Origin of the sequence: Providencia rettgeri, assembly GCF_041075285.1 — a bacterium.
Taxonomy (GTDB): Bacteria; Pseudomonadota; Gammaproteobacteria; order Enterobacterales; family Enterobacteriaceae; genus Providencia; species Providencia rettgeri_G.
In genome coordinates this window covers 3,598,383-3,621,426 of sequence record NZ_CP163512.1, presented here as the reverse complement: position 1 = coordinate 3,621,426, position 23,044 = coordinate 3,598,383, and the positions used below count along the sequence as shown (strand labels likewise).

Below are 23,044 nucleotides of genomic sequence, written 5' to 3'. Positions count from 1 at the left end.
GGATTCAAGATGGCTACTGGAAAGATTATCCAGGTAATCGGCGCCGTTGTGGACGTCGAGTTCCCTCAAGATGACGTACCAAAAGTGTACGACGCTCTTGAGGTTGTTAACGGTAAAGAAAAACTGGTGTTGGAAGTTCAACAACAGTTAGGTGGTGGTGTTGTCCGTTGTATCGCAATGGGGACATCAGATGGCCTGAGCCGTGGTTTACAAGTAGTAAACTTAGAGCACCCAATCGAAGTACCAGTAGGTAAAGCAACTTTAGGACGTATCATGAACGTTCTGGGTGAGCCTATTGATATGAAAGGTGATATTGGCGAAGAAGAGCGCTGGTCAATTCACCGTGCTGCACCAAGCTACGAAGAGTTAGCTAACTCAACAGAATTACTGGAAACCGGTATCAAAGTAATGGACTTAATCTGTCCATTCGCGAAAGGTGGTAAAGTCGGTCTGTTTGGTGGTGCGGGTGTAGGTAAAACAGTAAACATGATGGAACTGATCCGTAACATCGCGATTGAGCACTCAGGTTACTCAGTGTTCGCCGGTGTGGGTGAGCGTACTCGTGAAGGGAACGACTTCTATCATGAAATGACCGACTCAAACGTTCTGGATAAAGTATCACTGGTTTATGGCCAGATGAATGAGCCACCAGGAAACCGTCTGCGCGTTGCGTTGACTGGTCTAACTATGGCTGAAAAATTCCGTGACGAAGGTCGTGACGTACTGCTGTTCGTTGACAACATTTATCGTTATACCTTAGCAGGTACTGAAGTATCAGCACTGTTAGGTCGTATGCCATCAGCGGTAGGTTATCAGCCAACGCTGGCGGAAGAGATGGGTGTTCTACAAGAACGTATTACCTCAACTCAAACGGGTTCTATCACTTCCGTACAAGCGGTTTACGTTCCTGCGGATGACTTGACTGACCCATCACCAGCAACAACCTTTGCTCACTTAGACGCAACGGTAGTTCTGAGCCGTCAAATCGCATCTTTGGGTATCTACCCAGCGGTTGACCCTCTGGATTCTACTAGCCGTCAGCTAGACCCACTCGTTGTTGGTCAAGAGCACTATGATGTTGCGCGTGGCGTTCAGTCTATTTTGCAACGTTACCAAGAACTGAAAGATATCATTGCAATTTTGGGTATGGATGAACTGTCTGAAGAAGACAAACTGGTTGTTGCTCGTGCTCGTAAGATCCAGCGCTTCCTGTCTCAACCATTCTTCGTTGCTGAAGTATTTACCGGTTCACCAGGTAAGTTCGTTTCCCTGAAAGACACTATCCGTGGCTTCAGTGGTATCCTGAACGGTGATTACGACCACCTGCCAGAACAAGCGTTCTATATGGTTGGTACCATTGAAGAAGCTGTGGAAAAAGCGAAAAAGCTTTAATCCAGCTGACAGGAGGTTGATATGGTAGCTGCAATGACATACCACCTGACTGTTGTTAGTGCTGAAAAACAAATGTTTGATGGCCTAGTACAGAAAATTCAGGTGACAGGTAGTGAAGGTGAGCTGGGGATTTACCCACAGCATACCCCGCTGCTGACTGCCATAAAACCGGGCATGGTACGTATTACCAAGCAGTTTGGCGAAGAAGAACTAATTTACCTCTCTGGCGGTATTTTAGAAGTGCAACCAAACGGTGTTATCGTACTCGCTGATACAGCGATCCGTGGTAAAGATTTAGATGAAGCTCGTGCAGTGGAATCTAAACGCAAAGCGGAAGAACACGTCCGTAAAGCTCACGGCGATGTTGACTATGCTCAGGCATCGGCAGAACTTGCAAAAGCAATAGCGAAACTTCGAGTCATCGAGTTAACTAAAAAGCTAATGTAATGATAGCGGTATAGTAAAAAAAGCCAGTTGGTTAAACCTAACTGGCTTTTTTATTTGAGCGAAATATGTAGTATTTTAGACAGGAAATAGGTTTACTTTCATCCCAAAGTTGGAGTTTCAGGAAAAATGACTGTGCAAAGAAAAAGTGTCGTAATTTTAGCTGCCGGTAAAGGCACACGGATGTATTCAGATTTGCCTAAAGTTTTGCATTTACTTGCGGGCAAACCAATGGTTCAGCACGTAATTGATACGGCAAAATCAATTGGTGCATCAGATATCCATCTGGTATACGGACATGGCGGTGATTTACTGAAAGAAAAATTGGGTGAGCAGAATTTAAATTGGGTTTTGCAAGCAGAACAGCTCGGTACGGGTCATGCAATGCAACAAGCCGCCCCAAATTTCCAAGATGACGAAGATATTGTCATGTTGTATGGCGATGTGCCACTGATTGCCAAAGAGACCTTGGATAGACTTATTGAAGTTAAACCAGAAGGCGGTATTGGTTTACTGACCGTGATGTTAGATAACCCAACGGGGTATGGTCGTATCATCCGCGAAAATAATGAAGTTGTCGGCATCATTGAGCAAAAAGATGCGACTGAAGAGCAACGTAAAATCCAAGAGATTAATACCGGGATCATGGTTGCTAGCGGAAAAGACTTTAAACGTTGGTTGGCTCAGTTGAACAATGATAATGCGCAAGGTGAATATTATATCACCGATGTTATCGCCCTTGCTCATAAAGAAGGTAACAAGGTGGCGACGGTTCACCCAAGCCGTTTAAGTGAAATGGAAGGAGTTAATAACCGCTTGCAATTGGCTGCACTTGAGCGAGTCTACCAAAAAGAGCAAGCAGAAAAACTGTTACTTGCGGGTGTAATGTTAATTGATCCTGAGCGTTTTGATATCCGCGGTACATTGACTCATGGACGTGATGTTATTATCGATACTAATGTGATTATCGAAGGGAATGTCACGCTTGGTAACAACGTACAAATTCAATCTGGTTGTATTTTAAAGAACTGTGTCATAGGCGATAACTCAATTATTAGCCCTTATACAGTCATAGAAAACTCTGAATTATCAGCCGAATGTACGGTTGGTCCTTTTGCACGCTTACGCCCTGGTGCTAAATTAGCGGCTAAAGCGCACGTGGGTAATTTCGTTGAAATGAAAAATGCCTCTTTAGGTCTAGGCTCGAAAGCGGGGCATTTAAGTTACCTTGGGGATGCGCAAATTGGTGATAACGTGAATATTGGCGCAGGAACCATCACTTGTAATTATGATGGTGCGAATAAACATAAAACCATTATCGGTGATGATGTATTCGTTGGTTCTGATACCCAGTTAATTGCCCCTGTATCGGTAGCTAAAGGTGCCACTATTGGGGCGGGTACCACCGTCACTCGTGATATCAATGAAGACGAATTAGTGGTTAGCCGCGTTAAGCAGATACACATTAAAAACTGGCAGCGTCCAGTGAAGAAAAAATAAATCCATTTTGATAAGGGGCCCATTGCCCCTTTGAATATAAAAAAGCAGTAAATTATAAAAATATATCCCCATTTTCTACAAGGCTGGGGAACAGCAAAAGCTGGATAACAATTAGGTCGCGACAAATGAAGGTTTCTAAAGAAAGAAACTTTTTGTCTAGGAATCAATAAATTATGTGTGGAATTGTAGGTGCTGTTGCACAACGTGATATCGCAGAAATTCTGTTAGAAGGTCTTCGTCGTCTTGAATATCGTGGTTATGACTCAGCGGGTATGGCCGTGGTTGACCACGATGGTCATTTGCAACGCTTACGTGAAGTGGGCAAAGTGCAAATGCTGGCGGAAGAGGCAGAGAAAAATCCAGTATCTGGCGGGACAGGGATTGCACATACCCGTTGGGCGACTCATGGCATTCCAAGTGAACGTAATGCGCATCCGCATACGTCCGGTTATATTGCTGTTGTTCACAACGGTATTATTGAAAATTATTTAGAACTGAAAGAAGAACTGAAAACACTCGGTTATGTCTTTAGTTCAGAAACTGACACCGAAGTCATTGCGCACCTAGTTCACCATGAACAGCAAAAAGGTGGCTCGCTGGTGGAAGTGGTTCAACGTGTTATCCCACAGCTACGCGGTGCCTATGGTACAGTGATTATGGATAGCCGTATTCCTGAATTATTAGTTGCGGCACGCTCTGGTAGTCCATTGGTTATCGGTTTGGGTGTTGGCGAAAACTTTTTAGCATCTGATCAACTGGCACTGTTACCAGTGACTCGCCGCTTTATCTACCTTGAAGAAGGGGATATTGCTGAAGTGACTCGTCGTACGGTTTGCATTTTTGATAAAAGTGGTGAAGCCGTTGAGCGAGAGCAAATTGAGTCGAATGTTCAATATGATGCAGGTGATAAAGGCGTATATCGCCATTACATGCAAAAAGAAATTTACGAACAGCCAATGGCGATTAAGAACACCCTTGAAGGGCGTTTTGATAAAGACAATGGCATCGATTTAAGCGAATTAGGCCCTAAAGCAAACGAAATTCTTTCCCAAGTTGAACATATCCAAATTGTCGCTTGTGGAACCTCTTATAATGCAGGTATGGTCGCGCGTTATTGGTTTGAATCCTTAGCGGGGATCCCATGTGATGTGGAAATCGCCTCCGAGTATCGTTACCGTAATCCTGCGTATCGTAAAAATAGTTTGATGATCACCCTTTCTCAATCAGGGGAAACGGCGGATACACTGGCTGCGCTGCGTTTATCAAAAGAGTTAGGCTATTTAACCTCGTTAGCCGTTTGTAACGTTGCGGGTTCTTCTTTGGTTCGTGAATCTGAATTTGCATTGATGACAAAAGCAGGCGCAGAGATTGGTGTAGCATCAACCAAAGCCTTTACTACACAGTTAACTGTTTTACTGATGTTAGTGGCGTATATGGGGCGCTTGAAAGGTGCCAACCCTGAGCTGGAAGAAAGTATTTCCCATGCATTACATGCGCTTCCTGCACGTATAGAAAGCATGTTATCGCAAGATAAAGTTATCGAAGCACTGGCTGAAGATTTCTCTGATAAACACCATGCCTTATTCTTAGGTCGTGGTGATCAATTCCCTATTGCTGTGGAAGGTGCATTGAAATTAAAAGAGATTTCTTATATTCATGCTGAAGCTTATGCTGCGGGTGAGTTAAAACATGGCCCATTAGCGTTAATTGATGCAGACATGCCCGTAATTATCGTTGCTCCTAACAATGAATTATTGGAAAAACTGAAATCCAATATTGAAGAAGTACGTGCACGTGGTGGCTTACTGTATGTGTTTGCTGATCAAGACGCTGGTTTTGTTGCAAGCGAAAATATGAAAATTGTTTCGCTACCACACGTTGAAGAGCTGATCGCGCCAATCTTCTATACCGTTCCATTGCAACTATTGTCTTACCATGTTGCCTTAATTAAAGGAACAGACGTTGACCAGCCACGTAACTTAGCGAAATCAGTGACGGTTGAGTAATCATTCAGATTGATTAATAAAAGGCTCATTATTTAATTGTAATGAGCCTTTTTTATTATTATTCATAAAATATAGCTTCTATTTTTTGTTTTTTTTAATATAACATGATAAAAAAACAAGGAAACAAAATATGGAAATTATATCTATTGATATTATTGATAAAGAATATGAATATTTGTGCCAATTATATTGGCAGGTTGAAGAAAATGGTCGATTTTCATATTCAATGATTAAATTAGAAGAAAAACTACAGTTAAAAGCTAAAGAAATAAAAGCGATAGCGGCTAAAAGCTGTAAGGCCTATAGTTTAAAATTACAATGTGTTTCATGTGGTGAAATGGAGCAACTAAGAGATAGAAGCCATTTTAGTCATTTAAGTAATTTAGAACATATATGTATTAATTGTATTCGTATTGAAAATGAAAAAGAACGATTAGAAAAGATAGAGTATATTGATGGAATGATGCTTTATAAAAAAGAAAAAGCAATAAGTATCAATGATCTTTCTTTTGAAGATAGTGTCTTTTTACTTGCACTGATACGCCATAGTGCAGATGAAAATCTAATGTATTTAGAAAGTCTTGACAGTCAGAAGTGTAACAAGCTGACTCCGAGTTATGAATTTGACAGTATCATTATTGAACAGCTGTATACAATCGGTGTGCTTGCTATTAGTTCTGTGACTAATTTAGAACGATTAAATGTGAGTGATGATTATATTTATTTTAATAAAATGTCGATGTGCTGGGAGGTCGTTGTTACAGAAACAGATAATTTATCAATTGTTATCGATTTGCTAGAAGATAAATTATCCAATGTTGAGTTTTTAAATAAAAATAAAGATGAATTAATGAAGCTATGTAAGAAAAATAATTTATTTGAGTGTTTTTTTTATCTTAATAATGAAATGCATGAATATGGTTTTACATCTTTTAAAATTGGTGAAAAAACAATAAAAAACATTACTAATTTATTAGAACACCTATCTGTTGGGCAAGTTTTTCATATTATTTCTAAAACGATTACTGATGCCTTTGTGTATTATCAAAAAAAATCGACTACGATAACTAAGGGGCAAGCCGCTAACTCTGTTGTTGATGCAATAAAAAAAATGCACGAAAGGTATCTTGCAAATGGATGGCAAATTTATTCAAAATATCGGCCTAAAAATTATCCTCAATCAGCGCTTTGCCAGGTTTTGTTTGTTTTTATCTTGCATACGGATGATGGCGGAATTCATACGCCATTAAATAAAATTATGATTGAGGATGATAGAGGGATTTTTTCGATTCTTTAAATTGTATTTAATCATATAGTTTTAACATGATAATCAATGGGTATTCTCAATGAGAGTACCCATTGAGTCCGTTTATTTCGGTAAAAGATCTTTTATCTCGTGGTAATAGCGCGGTTCTACTTCATTTGTTTCAAGAGGGGCTTTAATAAAATTTTTTTTATAAATTTTGCGGATTGTTAAGGTGCCTAATGAGGGATATCGCTTTAACTCAATAGGCTGTGCGATGAGGTCAGCATCAATAATGTATTTTTTCCCATTGTTATCTATTTTAACATTGCCTTCAGAACCATAATCAAAAATGACTCTGCCTCTTTGCTTCACAAAATCATAAGCTTCATCGTCTTCAACATTTTTTCCAGAAATATATTTCGTGATTAAAATATCATTTCCATTGTCCAGAGTAATGGCTCTAGAAAAATTAGGATTTTTATTTAGTTCATTTAGTAAGTTAGAACAGCGATGGACATTGCTTTGAGGATTGATTTTATAAGTGTTATAAAACGGAACTTTAATAACAAAATTCCCAACCCGATAGGCTGTTCCATAAGTGCCATGACCTAAATAATTGAAACCGTCGAGAGATAAAGTTGTAGGCTTTCCCTTGTTGGCAATATTAAGATCACCTCGATAAATAATGCCTTTTTTATTTCCTGATATATAATGTATGTTTTCTTCTTTTATCCTTCTAACAAAATAATTGATGCTTTTTATATCTTCGAGTTTGCTTCTACTTACCGGTTCTACCGGTACTTTTTTATCAATAATAGGATTGGCTTTCTTTTCTTTTGATGCAAGATAGGGAATATCAACATTAAATTTGTAGTGTTTTTTATTGCTAGGTTCATTAATTTTTATATTATTATTGTTTGAATTTATGCTTTTTATATTATCAATTATAAAATTTTTGTTTGTCCTCTGCGGTTGGTAATGATAGTTAATATTTGGAATAACAGGGGTAATGATTTTTCTCATAATAATCTCCATTTTAATATGTTATTCAATAGTATTGAATTTGGAGATTATTTATTTAAAAAAATGATGTTACTAATGGTTTTTCAATAAATTTTCCAAATCGCTAAATATAGATTGCCATTCATTATCATCAATTTCCATGAATCCCATATAGCGCAGGATAAATGCCCCTTCTGTTGCCAGAAATACCATTCTGGCTAATTTGCCTTTTTCTGTGGATGTATCGAGGTTTGCAATACGCTCACGATACCAAATGCGTGTGCTTTCAAGGTATTCAGGGGTTTGCAACAATGATGCCATTAACGAAGCGCCTTTTGCCATTGCGATTTTATCGTGCTGGTGGGTGGCTTGCATATGCGCCAAAACCTGCCCTTCAGGGGAGTTATCATGTTCAATTGCTTGATTAAAAACGGTATCGTAGGACTGGCCCCAACGCTCAAACATCGCATCAATTAAGGCATCTTTGTTGCCAAAACAGTATTGAACGCCCCCTTTGGAGATATCCATCGCTTTAGCAACGGCATCAATCGTTAGAGCCGCAGCACCTTGATGAATAACAATATCTTCAGCTGCATCAAGCAATTTTTCTCTGTCGATTGTTCGTTGACGTCCCATTTAGGAAACCCCCTTTTCAATACATACGTATGGATTTATATTATAGCACGATCATCAATAAAGAATGATCAATTAAACGCATTGAGAGAACTTTTTATGTTAGCCGATTATAAACGCTGGATAGTACTTCTGTTAGTTTCAAGCGTCTTGTTTCTTATCGTTATCGATGTCACTGTGCTTTATACCGCATTACCCAAATTAACGCACGATTTAGGGGCGACATCATCCGAAAAATTGTGGATTATGAATGCTTACCCGTTGGTTGTCGCGGGGTTATTACCTGCCGCAGGAATGTTAAGCGATAAATTTGGTCATAAGCGGATGTTTTTATTGGGGCTACCCTTATTTGGTTTAGCTTCTTTGTGCGCCGCATTTTCCCCCTCCGCAATGAGTTTAATTTTATCGCGCGGTTTTCTTGCTGTTGGTGCTGCGGTGAGCATGCCTGCGACACTTGCCATTGTTCGGCATGTTTTTTTAGACCCGAAAGAAAGGGCGCTGGCGATTGGAATATGGTCAGCGGTGGCCTCAGGGGGGGCTGCGATCGGTCCTTTAATTGGTGGAATATTACTTAACCACTTTTGGTGGGGTTCTGTTTTCCTCATTAATGTTCCCGTTGTATTGCTGGTTATTCCATTTGCTTACTTCTTGATCCCACAGTGTCGTGGTCAAGGTAGTAAAAAAATTGATGTCTTAGGTTCGATCCTCGTTTTAATTGGTTTGATTGGTGCTATTTATGCATTAAAAGAACTGGGAAAACCTTATACGGATTGGGCAAGTGTACTGATTTCAGGGGCAATAGGGATCTTCTTTTTGGTTGTATTTAAACGTCGTCAGATGGCGTCAAAATCACCAATGATTGATTTTACCTTGTTGAAACATCCTAAATTTGGTGCGGGGATCCTGATGGCGGTCTTATCCATCGTGGTCATCGTTGGTGTTGAATTATTATTTAGTCAACGGTTACAGCTAGTTTTAGGTTATACGCCCTTCCAAGCTGCGTTATATATCATTCCAATTCCACTGGCTTCAGTGATAGCTGCACCATTAGCGGGTATGTATCTTCATAAATTAGGTGAAGTAAAACTCACTATTTTGGGATTTACTTGTACGTTAATTGGGGTTGTTGGCTTAACAATGGTATACCAAACCTCGATAGGGATTTTGCTACTTTTATTCCTCTTTTTGATAGGTTTTGGCTTAGGGGCTATTTTCACAACGGCTTCGACGACAGTGATGCTAAATGCTCCGGATGAGAAAGCAGGAATGGCAGCTTCTATTGAAGAAATCGCCTATGAAATTGGTAGCGTACTTGGTGTGACATTTATGGGCGGGTTAATGAGTGCGATGTATACCTTAAAGCTCTCTTTGCCGGAAAGTTTAGTGGTTAGCGATAAAGTGTATGACAGTATTGATGAAGCTTTGTTGGTTGCGGAGAAATTACCACAAGAAACAGCCAGTTTATTGGTTAATCAGGCGAATATTGCTTTCGATCATGCCTTTTTAGCCGTTATGGTCGCAACCATTTTTGTTTTGTTAATCAGTATCGTCGTATTACCTGTTTTCTTACGATCAAAAAAGGCGTTATCGGCTTAGTAGCTAAAAAGGAGCAATAAGTTTAATTCATATCTGTTAAGCCTTTTAGGAGGGCGCAACGATATCGCTGCGCCCTTTTTTCATTTTATTTTACGGATCAAAAAGATAGCCAATAATGGGCTAAGAGCGAATAACGCAAAAAGCCAAATAGAGGCTTGCTGTGCACCTACAATGCCCCCGGGGTTCATTAACCCACTGTTGTTTACGACTACACCAACCAGAGCAGCGGAGAAGGCAGTGGCATAGAGCTGGATTGTGATGACAGATGAAGATGCTAAGTTTTCTTCACCTTCAGGGGCGGCATTAAAAACGCGTAAAACAAGGTGAGGCCAGCAAACACCAATCCCTAATCCCACACCGGCCATCGCCACTAAATAAACAATCAATAATGGTAATGAATCAGTAAGTCGCTGATTATAAGTTAAAACAGCTAATAATATCAGTGAGGTAAATATAATGATTGGACCTGTTCTGATGATCTTCAGAACTATTGTACCTGTTTTATTGGCGCTAAATAACGCGCCAACTGTCCAACCCGCGGCCATGATTGCCGTTAAATACCCCGCGGATAGTGGTGAAAAGTGATGGATCGTTTGTAAGAAATAGGGCACGTAAATTTCAGTTGTCATTCCACCGACGAGTAGACACATTGTTAAGAAAATTACACCAAGCGGGTTTTTCAACGAATAACCGCCAGTAGGTAAAATTCGTTTGCCATTTTTACCGTCTAAATGCGCCATAGTAATTACCGTGGCAATGCCGACAATTAAACCAATTAGGTTCATCAATGGCTTGTCAGATAAGCTGCCAATGGAAATTGCGAGTACTGAAATCACTAATAATGATATCGCTAAGAAAGGTATCTTATTATTGTGTGATGATTGAGCTTGTTTTTTAGGTAATTGATTCATCACAATAAGTGCCAAAAATAAAGCGACAGGAAGCAATGCCCAAAATGCCCAGCGCCAATGACCTCCTTGTGCGAAGATCCCACCAATAGCTGGACCGCATAATGTGGCAATTCCCCACATCCCTGAGACCACGCCCATGGCCCGAGACCATAAGTTTTCGTTAAATACGATACGTATTAGTGCGTAACTGAGTGCAAATAAAATTCCCCCTCCGAGTCCTTGTAATGCACGTCCTCCCAGTAAAACCAACATTGATGGTGAGGCCGCACACCAAATAGAACCGAGAGAAAAGAGGGCTAAGGCAATTAAATACGCCAATTTCGGGCCAAAACTGTCGAGTACTTTGCTTGAAAGTGCGGATCCGACAATCGAGGTAGCTACAAATAATGTAGTATTCCATGCATAATATTCAAGGCCACCAATATCATTAACGACGGTGGGTAAGATTGTGGTAACGATATAAATATTGATTGCATGTAATGCAACGCCACCAGTAAGGGCAATAGTCAGTAATGCATTGGTACCGCTGAGTAAATCAGCCCACTTAGCCTGTGGTAAAGTCGATGTTTCATTGCTCATAGAGAGACCCGCTAGACGGAATAGGGAAAAAAAAGTATTATCCAAGTAATAGCTTGGATAATAGAGTCGCATAATGATTAATGCAAGTAATTACTTTGATAATTTAAATCTAACACAAGCGGTCGATAAAGTGCTTTTTTGTATTAAAACGAAAGGCCCGATTTCGACGTCAGTGATTGCCAATGATTTAAATATGACAGGGGAAGCCGCAAGGCAACATATTCAAAAACTTACCTCAATGGGGTTAGTTGAAGGGGCACAGTGTTTATCGCAAACAGGTGCTGGTCGACCACGACAAAACTGGGTTCTAACGGAACTGGGGCATCAACGTTTCCCTGATACCCATGCTCAGCTTGCTCTACAGCTGATTGATTCCGTTCGGACTATTTTTGGTGATGAGGGCTTGGATAAGCTGATCCATCAAAGAGAGGTTGAAAGCCGTGAAAAATATTTTACCCGTTGCCAAAACCTACCTTTAGGGGAGCGTCTTAAAGCATTAGCCGAGGTTCGTAGTGAAGAAGGCTATATGGCAAAAGTTGAGCAACAGGGAGAAGATTGGCTGTTTATTGAAAACCATTGCCCTATTTGCGCGGCAGCAACGGCGTGTCAAAATTTCTGTCGCTCAGAATTGGCCTTGTTTCGTGATGTGGTGGGGAAGGAAGGGCATGTAGAACGTGAACAATATTTACTCAATGGCGCAGGGCGCTGTGTTTACCGCATTTCAGTACGTTAACGAGGTTGTTCTTTTTTGTTTATTAGCCAAGCAAACAAAATACCCGATAACGCGCCTGCGATGTGTGATTCTGTTGAGATATATTGATGAACGGGTAACAAGCCGCTCGCCATTGCACCAAAATAAAATAATACTAACAATGCGATGGCGATATCCGCTAATTTTCTGCGCAAAAAACCTTGGGCAATCAACAACCCCCATAACCCAAAAATCCAGCCACTCGCCCCCACATGCACGGCATTTCGCCCCACCAGCCACACCATCAAACCACCTACAACAATAATAAAAAATGAAGCAACGAGATAGAATTTGATGGTGCGATGAAGTAATAGGGCACTAAGTATGATTAGTGGAGGAAGGTTACTGAATAAGTGATCCCAGCTTCCATGAATAAAAGGTGCGAATAATATTCCCACCAACCCGCTAATTGTACGAGGGACAATTCCAAAGTGAATAAGCCCTCCCGTCGTTACGCTATTAATCAGTTGAATGCCGAGAAGTGTGGCAACTAACGCCACCAATAGCGTAACTCGGGGGGATTTCATTCGGTTTTACCTAATGCTTGTACGCTTTCAACTAATGAGGCGAGCTGACCCACTACCCGATCACCAATATCTGCATTGTTACCGCCAAGCGCTTTATTGCGCATAAAGTCTTTTTTGATTTGTTGCCAACGCGCGGCTTCTTTTTCAGAGAGTGTTCCTCGTAGCTCAGCAAGTTTTAATAAGTTTTCTTCTGCACCAGTGGTGAGTAATTGGGCTTCACCAAGGTAGTGATCATCCAATAATCGTTCTAGCTCTTCATCATTCATGACAGAAGAGACTTTTTCGCTGAGTTTATTCATATTACGATAGCTGCCCTGCAAACGGAATGCTGGCTCAGTTCGGTATTTATCAGACTGAGCTGCACTGGCAATGTATTGCTGGTTGACCTTTAATACAATGTCACGAAGTTTGATTAATTGTCTAATCACCGATGTTATTTCATTAATCTCAGCATCTGAATAAGGGTAACTTAGTGTGTTAGTGGAAACTGATTTCCCCATTGCTTTATCAACAAGGAGATATAAGTCATTGAGATCCCTAAGGGCTAAAGGTGCTAAAACAGGGTTTGAAGTCAAGCTGTTCTCAATATAACTTAATGCAAAGGCATCATCCATCCCACCTAAAACTTCCCCGAGGTTATAAATATCGGCGCGGTTGGCTAACATGTCAGGAATACGAAAAACTTCGCCTGATTCGGTATATGGATTCCCCGCCATGACCACGCAGAATTTTTTACCACGCATATCATAGGTTTTGGTTTTGTTTTTCCAAACCCCTTCAATGCGACGAGTTCCATCACACAGGGAAATGAATTTTTGCAAGAACTCAGGGTGTGTATGTTGGATATCATCCACATACAACATGACATTATTCCCCATTTCGAGGGCTAAATTGAGTTTTTCCAACTCCTGCCTTGCGGTGGCATTGGGGGCTTGTGCAGGATCAAGGGAAAGGACATCATGGCCTAGAGCAGGTCCATTGATTTTCATAAAAATGAGCCCTAAACGATCGGCGGCATATTCCATTAAGGTGGTTTTACCGTAACCTGGAGGGGAGATCATTAATAGCAGTCCCATCAAATCAGTACGTTTCCCGTCACCAAGTGCACCAATTTGCTTGGCCATGTTATCGCCAATAATAGGTAAATAGACATCATTAATCAGTTTATTGCGAACAAATGAACTTAAAGGCTTCGCTTTAAATTCATGCAATTTTAGGCGGTTACGTTCTTCTGCCACAATACGTTGACGCAAAGCCTGATATTGGCGGAACTCAGGGATAAAGCGTTTTCGCTGCCCGCGCATCCGACTAAAATAGTTATCTAAGCTCAGTGACAGTGTTTGGTTTTCAATAGTTGGGTGATCTCCCAGTAAGCCACTGACTTTAAAGTAAAGGTCAGCTTCGCTATAACGTGCTGAAGACACTTTATCTAAAATGATAATGGCAATTGCACCGGGAATATAAGGTACTAGATGTGCAAATTCAGGGGTTGAGCATAATCCTTGTAGCCAATTTTGTATCAGTGACCAACGTTGGGCGTAGCGTTTACCTAAGTTTTGCTGGGAACGGTTGAAATCGACCCACATATGAGCCTCTTCCAAGCGGCTTTGTAACGCCAGAACGAGCTCTTTTGCGTATTTGCTGTAAACCAATTCGATAGGGGTTCGTGCTAATGCAAAACTAAGGTATTCAGCCGCTTGTGTTTGCTCATAACCTTGACATTGAATAGGGTTATCTTGCAAGAACAAACTGATATTGGCTTCAATTTCGGCTTGGAGGTCAAGTAAGGCATTATCATTATGGAATAGCTGATGTATATTCATCGCCGTTCTCGCACGTTCCGGCCAAAGTGCGGGGAACGCTTCATTTTGTGCATTTTCCCAGTAAATCGCTGCAATTGCCCGCGCTGTCGGGTTATAGCGAAGAAGGTCAGCACTTTCTCCCACAGGAATTAGTTTTTTTAATATGGCAATAGCATCGTGGTCATGAATACCTTTTTCATAACCTTCTTTATAGCGTGGAGCAGCAAAATCGCGCACGATTTTTTCGAGCTTTTCAGGGGAAGTTAATGCGCTGGTCAGTAACGCCATACTGAGTCCATCTTGGCGTTTAGCAGCAGAATAAATAATCGAATAAGCAAGGTATTCAGCGCGATAAACGGTCTCTGATTCAGATTCTAATGTTGCTGTCCAATAAGGTTGTAACTGAGACAACTCTTCATTTTCGATAGGCTCTTGGAAATCTGTGCCAGTAAGATAGACCCAAAGTTGGTTATTTTTAGGCAAAATAGTGAGGTCTAGCTCTTGCGTGTTGACGCTAAAGCGGTGACGCCCTAATTTGATAATGTTGCCACCATCTTCAAAAATATCCGTTTTATCCCGTAGTATGCGGATGGCTTGGTCGCGAGAGGCTTTTAAACGTGCATCGATATCATCAGCTTTAACGTTATCGTTGATTTCCCTCAGTTTCTCTATGATTTCGCGTGTTTTTAGTGCGAGAGGATCTGAGGCAAAAAAGGCGTTCAGTTCATCTTGAGATTGTAGACGAGTGGTTCTACGTTGCAGGCTATCGAGTAAGCGATCAGCGGCAGTTAATAAATTTTGTGCGCGGCGCTGGCGGTCATCAATCAGAATTTGTTTGTGTGACTCAAAGGTTTCGAGTAACTCTTCACGTTTCGCTAAGATATCATCAAGAAATTCATCGTGGTCACTAAACTGGCTTTCGAGTTCTTCTAACTGAACCAGTAATCTTGATAGCTGATCATCACAACGCTCAGGATCTGTCGCAAGGGATAATGCATTGGTGATCCCTTGACTAAATAAGCGAAATTGCGCGCCAAACTGCGCCACGGTTTCAATGCTGGTTTGGGACTTTCGTTTTTGTTGTAAGCGAGCCCGTGACTGATTCAGTTGTGCATAAATTTGTGAAATAGAATCAATAATATGGGTCTGTTGGGTCACATCATTGAATGACAGCGAAGCCATCAAATTCGACAACATATCCAAATCGGCTGACATTTTTTCCATGTCATTCATTGGGATATCTAATTGTGCACTATTTTGGGCTTTTTCAGTTTGCTCTTCAAAAATCGTTAACTGCGTTTTGAAAGGTTGCAATGCTTTATCACTAGCAAGGAAAACCGCAGTCTCTTGGGAGACATATTGCTGATTTTTTTCAATTTCGCTCTCCATTTCGCTCAGTTTTTCTAAGTCCATGTAGCGAAATTCACGTAGCGAAATCAAGTGCCCACGTTGTGCATTTAACGCATTTAAACCATCAACAAATTGCTGAATATTATTCCAACTGTCCGGTAATGTGAGCGCTAAGAGCGATTTTTGACGGCTAATTGCTTCATTCATCGACTTAGCTGATTGCTGGCGGATGCTCTCCACCTTTTCATACTCATCGAGCACTAATTCACTGGTTTGCGTGATTTCTCTGAGTAATTTACCAATCCCTAAGCATTGTTCATCGCTAAACCAATAGTACAAATCCAAAAGATTTTTGGGTTGCTGGCTGAGCTGTTCATAGCGAGCGATAGAGACATGATTACCTTCAATCTCTTTGGCAACATGCAATATTTCGGAAATACCCCGCACCAAATCCGCATTACCAATTCGACCCAAAAAGCCCCCACGAGCAGGCTGTTGATCTGCAAACTCATCGGAATAGAAAGGTGTTTGCCACACTTGCATTGGGTGAACACGAGTCGCTTCTTCCCCTTCACCTTCAAAAAGAACCATTTTACCATCTTCAAGCATGGCATAGCCGTGCCCAATCAGTGGAACGGATAGGGTTCGTTCAATCAGGTTATAATTGAAAAGCGCGATACGACCTTGGTTGGGTGAATAAAAAACGTATAAAACGTCTTCCCCATTTGGTGAGCGGCGTAGGCGACGAAAACGCATACCGTCCATCGGTTGTTCAAACGTTTTATATTCGCCATTTTGCAGATAATAACCACCAGGGAAAATAATACCGTGATCTTCAGGGAGTTGTACGCAAGCCTGCCCAATAGCATCAATGCGTTGTACAGATTGGGTTAATGAGTTGTAAACCAAATAGCGCCAGCTTTCTTCCCGATAAGGTAAAATCTTTAAAATAATTAGGCTGCCAGTTTGGGCATATTCAATTTGTGCATCGTCGAGAGACTGATTTTTATCCAGCACCGCTTCACGATAGATCCCCAAACCATCTTCAGTGTTATTTTCACACTTGATAGTTAAGTCACCGCCGATAGTTTCAACAAATACGGTATCGAGGATGTTAATGTGTGGATAACGACCATTTACCGTGTCTTCACGGGTGGTTTTTTGCCAATCAAAATCATAAGCGGGGGGGAGGGCTATATCGCGTTCCCCTCGGTTATCAATGTATTCAATGCGCTGTTTATCACTTGAAATTGACCAACGGAAAACACGAACATCGGTTATGCGATCACCGATTTGGAAGCTAGCAAGCAGTTTACCATCACGTTCAACAAGTTGAAGTAATTGGGTATTTTTGTAATAGGTGTAGAGCTCTGTAAAATCCTGAACAAAACGAGTGTCACTCAAAAAGGTGTTTTCACTGTCGACGGCTTCAACATCAAATTCGCCTTCATTTTCAATCAAACGGTACAATGAAAATACATCATCAAGATGTGTCTCTTTTTTTAACCCAAGGAAAACGTTATAGCCAAACAACAGCCATTCGCCAACACGGATAATATCTCGGGCTTGGCAGTTATTTTCAGTACGAATACGAATACGGCCAATAATATCCATTTGGCTTTGGCCAAACTCATCTAGGCGTTTTTCATTGAGTTGTACCGCTTTTTGATAAAGTTGTTGGCCTTGTTCGGTCAGTCGCTTACGTAAGATTTCATAAGCCCCTCCTTCTGCAACAGCGCTATCGAGTATTTCTTGCTCGCGATCCGTTTCCTGAAAATCTGACATTGTGCAGCGAATTCCCTTAAAGTAGATGATAAATAAAGGCAATAGGGGCAAAAATGCCCCTCAGATTTTGATTAACTAAAGTTGGTCATCGGCTGGTGGAACGGGTTTCGCCGTTACCGTTTTCGCTAATTGCCCAGCGCCTTTGGCTGCCATAAAACCATTAATAAGATCTTGAACTTCAGGGTTTTTCAGTAAAGCGGCAATATCAATTTTTTTATCTTCTTTGCTGCGGTTAATTAGCTTTTCCACATTTTCTTTGGCAAAACTACTTTTATCCATAAAACCATCAACGGCTTTACCTAGACTAAGAGCTTTAGAGAAGGTGTTGAAGAAGTTACCATCGCCACCCACAATTTCGATATTGGTTTTGCTAAGCGCGGCTGCCAAGACATCTGCTTGTTCACGAGCGATCTCTTTATTCGCTTCGATAGAGGCCATAGCTTGTTCAAACTCTTTCTCAAGGCGCATACGGAATTCTTCATGAGAACGTGCTGTATCGCTAAGGTGATCCATGGATTTGAATTTGTCGGTTAAACCGTCAGCTTCTGCTTTCAGGCGTTGGCGAATAACTTCCGCTTGGGCTGAGCCTAATTGGCCTTCCCCGCGTGCTTGTGCAGCCAGTTTCTCTTCAAGAACTTTCGCGTCCGCTAAGCCTAATTTCTCTTTGGCGTTGGCTTGTTGTTCTTCACCACGCGCTTGTGCCGCTAATTTCTCTTCAAGGATTTTTGCTTCTGCAAACCCTTGTTGTTGTTCTGCTTTGGCCTTAGCTTCCATGACTTGGGCTTCGGTTAAGCCTTTTTCTTTCAAGCCCCGCGCTTCTGCTAATAGTTTTTCAGCGGTGATATTCGCAAGGACTAAGCCTTCTTTTTCTTCCGCTTCAGCGGTTGCTTGGCGAACTCTCGCTTCAGCTAAGCCTAATGCAGCATGTTCAGCTTCAACCCCTTCTGCTAAGCGTTTTTTCGCTTCTGCTTGTTTGGCTGATGCTTCTAATTCTGCTTGAGCCATGGTGCTGATTTCTTCTGCTCTGTGTTTAGCGCTTGCTTCATCGGCTTCGGCTTTTTTCACTTGGCGAACTAATAACTCTTCTGCTTCGGCTTGTGCATTGATCACAGTGACTTGGCGCATACGTTCAGCTTCAGACACTTCACGGACTTCTTTAATGCGCTCTTCTTCTTGTGCGACGGTTTTTTCAACAGCGACACGTTCACGGATCACATTCGAAATATTTTTGCGTTCTTCTTCTAAAGCTTTTTCTTTTTCAATACGTTGAAGTTCTACTTCACGCTCACGCGCCACGATTTCAAGTTCACGTGCACGGCTAACGCGCTCTTCTTCAATAGCAACCGCACGTGTGCGGTTTTGTTGAGCAACTTCAACTTCACGCATACGGTTTTCTTCACGAATTTCAATCTCTTGTTGAGTTTGAATACGTGCTTGTTCTGATTTCAGGCGCTCTTCTTCTTGAACACGCAGTGTTTCGGCTTGTTCTCGAGCACGAATATTGTCAATTTCACGTTTTTGGCGTGCTTCGGCATCGGCTTGTTGGCGTTCTAACGCTAAGCTTGCTTCACGGGTTTCCACATTTTTCTTTTGGATCGCTAACTCTTGATCACGTTCTTTTTGGTTCGTTTCAATGTTATGGATAGCGGTTATTTCAGTGATTTTACGAATACCTTCGGAGTCAAAGATATTATTTGGGTCAAGGGCGGATTTCGGTGTTTGCTCTAAGTAGTCAATGGCAACGTCTTCTAATGCGTAGCCATTAAGGTCTTTACCAATCACATCAACGATGCGATCACGGAAATTTTGGCGGTCTTCAAAAAGTTTTGCCAATTCAAATTGTTTACCGACAGTTTTTAGGGCTTCAGAGAATTTAGCACTAAATAGGGAGCTGACAGCTTGGTGATCAGAAGCACGGTCAACCCCAATCGCTTTTGCAACTTTCAAAACGTCTTCAGTGGTTTCATTTACGCGTAAATAGAATGCAACAGTGATATCCGCACGTAAGTTATCATGGCAAATCAGACCATCTTTACCACGGCGATCCACTTCTAACGTCAGAAGCGAGATACGCATAAATTCTTTTTTGTAGATAACGGGATAAACCAATGCACCCGTAAAATGTACTTTAGGTTGTGACGACATATCGTTCACAATCAATGCCGTACCTTGTGGGACTTTGATATAGAAGGCTTTAAATAATCCAAAGAAGCCTAAAATAATGACGATGATCCCGCCAATAACGGTTAAAAAGGGCATTAGTGCAGCCAAATCCATATTTTTTCTCCATAGGTTCCGACGTGGTCGTTATTTAAATAGGCAAGCAAAGGTTTATTGTCGATATCGTAAGTAATTAATGACGAAACTCATCTTCCGTCACGACTTGATAACTGTGGGATTGTGCGTCATAGCTAATAATGACAACTCTATCCCCCCGTTTTAAATTCTCAGTTGCAGGTGCGCGTATCTGTAAAATTAACCCAGCACCGCCATCTTCCAATGTCGCTTCCCCATTTTGTTCACTAACTGAGCCCGAACGTACCGTCGCTAATTTGCCAATAAGCTGATGTACCGTTTTCGGTTTATTGAGGTCAATGAGTTTTTTGCGAACGGGTTTTAAACACAGCGCGGTAAGATGAACAGAAATAAACAGTGTGATGGCAAATACGGCAAAACCAACTAGGTAGCGCAATAAAGTTGAATCAATAAATCGGATAAAACCATAAACACAGAAGTAGCTGATAACCCAGCCAAATAATGTAAATAAGGTCAGAATAATGGTGACCGGGATGCCCGCTAAACCAAGTTTGGTGAGCCAACCGGCAAAACCAGAAGCATCAAGCCCAGAATCAAATTCAGTGTCGATATTGAAGACATCAATATCAAGCAGACCAAATGCCGCACATAACCAGTAAAATAAAACAATAATGAGTAAGCCACTGAAAATAATCGTGGGAAACATCAAACTACTCTGGAAAAACAAGCTCATAATGTTTTCTCTTTATTGTTGTTTAGGGTTAATGGCAGCTGTTTTGTTTAAGACTTTATTATATGTAATGTAATAATAGCGTTTTTAGTCATGAACTGTATCAGACAAGTCTTTATCGCTAGTATTTAACAATATCTTACTGTTTTCTATTTATTATTCGCTGAAGTTATTCTTAAAATGGTAATGATAATTGAACCTATTGATTTCAGGCTATTTTATCATCACTCATAAATAAATGATAATGATTATCATCTAAAATTAAAGGAAAATGAACTCCTTGGCAGATCATTACCAAGGAGTTTGAAGGGAACGTTAGTCGATTAAATTGAGGAAGGCGGCACCACGAGCCCCGCCAGAATCACCATAGCGCGCTTTTTCAATGGCTGGCATTGTTGCTATTCCATAAAGATATTGTGGTAAAATTTTGGGTAAACGCTGATAGATATCTTCAAATTGCGATAGTCCACCACCAATAACCACTAAATCAGGATCAAACACCGTGATCACTTGCCCCATAAACATCGCTAGCACTGATGTATAGCGTTCAACGTGCTCTACTGCCTCAGGGCTGTGTTGGTAATAGCGTTCAATAATATCGATAGCGGAACGTTTTTCCCCTGTAAATGCAGCATAAATACGTTCGAACCCTGGCCCTGAAAGATACGTTTCGAAACAAGCCGTTTGCCCGCAGCCGCAAGTTATTTCAGGCACGGTATCACCTAAACGTTTTGCCGCGCGAACACTCAGGTTCATATGACCAATTTCACCTGCTATACCATTTTTCCCTGATAGCACTTTGCCATTAATGATAAAACCACCGCCGACACCGGTTCCCAAAATTAAGCCCAATACGGTTGGATAACGCTTAAATTCTGGATCCCAAGCTTCGGATAATGCAAAACAATTGGCATCGTTTTCCACTTTTACTGGGCGTTGTAAAGTATTGGCTAAGTCATGAATTAGCGGCTTGTACTGCGCGGCGGGAACATTGGTGGTAAATACGGTACCTTCTGTATGATTAACGATACCAGGAACACCAACGCCAATTTTCCCTTGGCAGTTAAATTTTTTATCTGCTTCTTGGGTGAGCACAAGAAAAGCATCCAACAGGGCTTGGTAGTCATTTTTGGGGGTTGGAACACGTTTTTGCCAGACTTGATTTAATTCATTATCAAAGACTGCCAATTCAATTTTGGTGCCACCCATGTCAAAGCCGTAATACATTTTCATCTTCCCCAAATGGTGTGTTTATCATCGATAATGATGTATCCATTTGATAAACAATTAAATGATCGTATGTGGTGGTCTAATTATACAAAAGATTGCCCCAAGAGAAATTATCGTTTTGGTTTTTATTTTGGTTCAGTGACCTGGGGGAACAACTTAGATATTAATAATTTCTATCTGTGATTATTGTTTTGTTGATGTATGTCATTTACCTGTTGTCGTAAAAAGAGAATAAATGAATTTCAACAAAGCTTAAGTCAAATAAAGAGGTTTTATGGCTCGGGGATTTTTTTATATCACGGAAAAAAAACGTCGTCGTTATGGTGTTGCTTTTTTTGTCGGCATTATCAGTGGGATTGTTTCTGCATTTGTTAAATGGGGGGCAGAAGTGCCTTTACCGCCTAGAAGTCCAACAGATATGTTTAATGCCGCTTGTTCACCAGAAACACTGATCCGTGTCGCAGAGCAAGTGGACTGCTCGCGTAATTTTCTCAATCCGCCGTACGTTTTTTTAAGGGATTGGTTGGGAATGGTCGATCCTAATGCTGCTGTGTACACGTTTGCTGGGCATGTTTTTAATTGGGTTGGGGTGACGCACATCCTATTTTCACTGGTTTTTGCGATTGGATACTGCATTGTTGCTGAAGTATTCCCCAAAATTAAATTATGGCAAGGTTTACTCGCAGGGGCATTAGCGCAGTTATTTGTTCACATGATTTCCTTCCCATTAATGGGTTTAACTCCACCACTTTTAGACTTGCCTTGGTACGAAAATGTCTCTGAAATTTTTGGGCATTTAATTTGGTTTTGGTCGATTGAGATTATCCGTCGGGATTTAAGAAACCGAATAACGGGTGAGCCAGATCCTGAAGTTCCCTTATTTCAAGGTTATCGCTAAAGGCTTTAGCCACGACTTTCATTCATTGGCGCTAATGTTAAAGTTGCGCCATTTTTCTCTGTTCGTTTTCGGCAAATAAAAGAATTGCTCCCCTTTTTTAAATAGTGTATTGTTATATTATAACATTACATTTAGGTGGTTATTATGAAACAAGGGATCCATCCTCAATATCGTACTGTGGTTTTTCATGACACTAGTGCGGATGCCTATTTCAAAGTGGGTTCAACAATTAAAACTGAAAAAACGATTGAATTTGAAGGCGACATTTTTCCATATGTTACTTTGGACGTCTCTTCTCAATCCCATCCGTTTTATACCGGAAAACAGAAATTAATTTCCCAAGAAGGAAAAACAGCGCAATTCCAGAAACGTTTTGGGCGTTTTTTACAAACGGAGGATAAGTAAA

The 23,044-nt window shown here is 41.0% G+C and carries 17 protein-coding genes; 9 read left to right on the top strand and 8 right to left on the bottom strand.

Going from position 1 to position 23,044, the window contains the following annotated elements; all coding sequences use genetic code 11:
* Positions 1-9: 9 nt before the first annotated feature.
* The 5 genes from atpD to AB6N04_RS16595 all read left to right on the top strand — a co-directional run bounded on the left by atpD (position 10) and on the right by AB6N04_RS16595 (position 6,639).
* Complete coding sequence (gene atpD / locus AB6N04_RS16615) at positions 10-1,392, top strand: F0F1 ATP synthase subunit beta (RefSeq protein WP_369309333.1); 1,383 nt, start codon at positions 10-12, stop codon at positions 1,390-1,392.
* Between the two features lie 21 nt (positions 1,393-1,413).
* On the top strand, positions 1,414-1,839 hold the full coding sequence (locus AB6N04_RS16610; protein WP_369309332.1) for a F0F1 ATP synthase subunit epsilon: 426 nt from the start codon (positions 1,414-1,416) through the stop codon (positions 1,837-1,839).
* Between the two features lie 126 nt (positions 1,840-1,965).
* Entirely contained in the window at positions 1,966-3,336 is a 1,371-nt protein-coding gene (gene glmU / locus AB6N04_RS16605; RefSeq protein ID WP_369309331.1) for a bifunctional UDP-N-acetylglucosamine diphosphorylase/glucosamine-1-phosphate N-acetyltransferase GlmU, read from the top strand.
* Positions 3,337-3,509: 173 nt separating this feature from the next.
* A complete protein-coding gene (gene glmS, locus AB6N04_RS16600) occupies positions 3,510-5,342 on the top strand; it encodes a glutamine--fructose-6-phosphate transaminase (isomerizing) (RefSeq protein ID WP_369309330.1) in 1,833 nt (610 codons plus the stop codon).
* Positions 5,343-5,472: 130 nt separating this feature from the next.
* Entirely contained in the window at positions 5,473-6,639 is a 1,167-nt protein-coding gene (locus AB6N04_RS16595) for a hypothetical protein (RefSeq protein ID WP_369309329.1), read from the top strand.
* 72 nt (positions 6,640-6,711) lie between these two features.
* Here the strand turns inward: AB6N04_RS16595 and AB6N04_RS16590 are convergent, their stop codons facing one another.
* Positions 6,712-7,611 carry a hypothetical protein gene (locus tag AB6N04_RS16590; RefSeq protein WP_369309328.1) on the bottom strand — a complete coding sequence of 300 codons (900 nt, stop codon included), beginning with the start codon at positions 7,609-7,611 and terminating at the stop codon, positions 6,712-6,714.
* A gap of 72 nt (positions 7,612-7,683) precedes the next feature.
* Complete coding sequence (locus tag AB6N04_RS16585) at positions 7,684-8,226, bottom strand: TetR/AcrR family transcriptional regulator (protein ID WP_369309327.1); 543 nt, start codon at positions 8,224-8,226, stop codon at positions 7,684-7,686.
* A gap of 96 nt (positions 8,227-8,322) precedes the next feature.
* Between AB6N04_RS16585 and AB6N04_RS16580 the strand changes: the two genes are divergently transcribed.
* Complete coding sequence (locus tag AB6N04_RS16580) at positions 8,323-9,819, top strand: MFS transporter (RefSeq protein ID WP_369309326.1); 1,497 nt, start codon at positions 8,323-8,325, stop codon at positions 9,817-9,819.
* Between the two features lie 80 nt (positions 9,820-9,899).
* On the opposite strand, the gene AB6N04_RS16575 is transcribed toward AB6N04_RS16580, so the two are convergent.
* Entirely contained in the window at positions 9,900-11,309 is a 1,410-nt protein-coding gene (locus AB6N04_RS16575) for an MFS transporter (protein ID WP_369309325.1), read from the bottom strand.
* Positions 11,310-11,382: 73 nt separating this feature from the next.
* Between AB6N04_RS16575 and AB6N04_RS16570 the strand changes: the two genes are divergently transcribed.
* Complete coding sequence (locus AB6N04_RS16570) at positions 11,383-12,042, top strand: helix-turn-helix transcriptional regulator (RefSeq protein WP_369309324.1); 660 nt, start codon at positions 11,383-11,385, stop codon at positions 12,040-12,042.
* Here AB6N04_RS16570 and AB6N04_RS16565 read toward each other — a convergent pair.
* The 5 genes from AB6N04_RS16565 to nagK all read right to left on the bottom strand — a co-directional run bounded on the left by AB6N04_RS16565 (position 12,039) and on the right by nagK (position 21,737).
* Positions 12,039-12,587 (bottom strand): rhomboid family intramembrane serine protease, encoded by a 549-nt coding sequence (locus tag AB6N04_RS16565; RefSeq protein WP_369309323.1) that lies wholly within the window; start codon positions 12,585-12,587, stop codon positions 12,039-12,041. The two genes, AB6N04_RS16570 and AB6N04_RS16565, sit on opposite strands and share 4 nt — an antisense overlap.
* Positions 12,584-17,524, bottom strand: coding sequence for a DNA repair ATPase (locus AB6N04_RS16560; RefSeq protein WP_369309322.1), 4,941 nt, complete (start codon positions 17,522-17,524; stop codon positions 12,584-12,586). Before AB6N04_RS16560 ends, AB6N04_RS16565 begins: the two co-directional genes overlap by 4 nt.
* A gap of 75 nt (positions 17,525-17,599) precedes the next feature.
* Complete coding sequence (locus AB6N04_RS16555) at positions 17,600-19,801, bottom strand: hypothetical protein (RefSeq protein WP_369309321.1); 2,202 nt, start codon at positions 19,799-19,801, stop codon at positions 17,600-17,602.
* A 76-nt stretch (positions 19,802-19,877) separates the two neighbouring features.
* On the bottom strand, positions 19,878-20,513 hold the full coding sequence (locus AB6N04_RS16550; RefSeq protein WP_369309320.1) for a ubiquinone biosynthesis protein UbiH: 636 nt from the start codon (positions 20,511-20,513) through the stop codon (positions 19,878-19,880).
* Between the two features lie 312 nt (positions 20,514-20,825).
* Positions 20,826-21,737: an N-acetylglucosamine kinase gene (nagK, locus tag AB6N04_RS16545; protein ID WP_369312155.1), complete on the bottom strand. Its 912-nt coding sequence runs from the start codon at positions 21,735-21,737 to the stop codon at positions 20,826-20,828.
* Between the two features lie 277 nt (positions 21,738-22,014).
* Between nagK and AB6N04_RS16540 the strand changes: the two genes are divergently transcribed.
* Positions 22,015-22,638, top strand: coding sequence for a YagU family protein (locus tag AB6N04_RS16540; protein ID WP_369309319.1), 624 nt, complete (start codon positions 22,015-22,017; stop codon positions 22,636-22,638).
* 144 nt (positions 22,639-22,782) lie between these two features.
* Positions 22,783-23,043 carry a type B 50S ribosomal protein L31 gene (locus tag AB6N04_RS16535; RefSeq protein WP_369309318.1) on the top strand — a complete coding sequence of 87 codons (261 nt, stop codon included), beginning with the start codon at positions 22,783-22,785 and terminating at the stop codon, positions 23,041-23,043.
* Position 23,044: the final 1 nt, after the last annotated feature.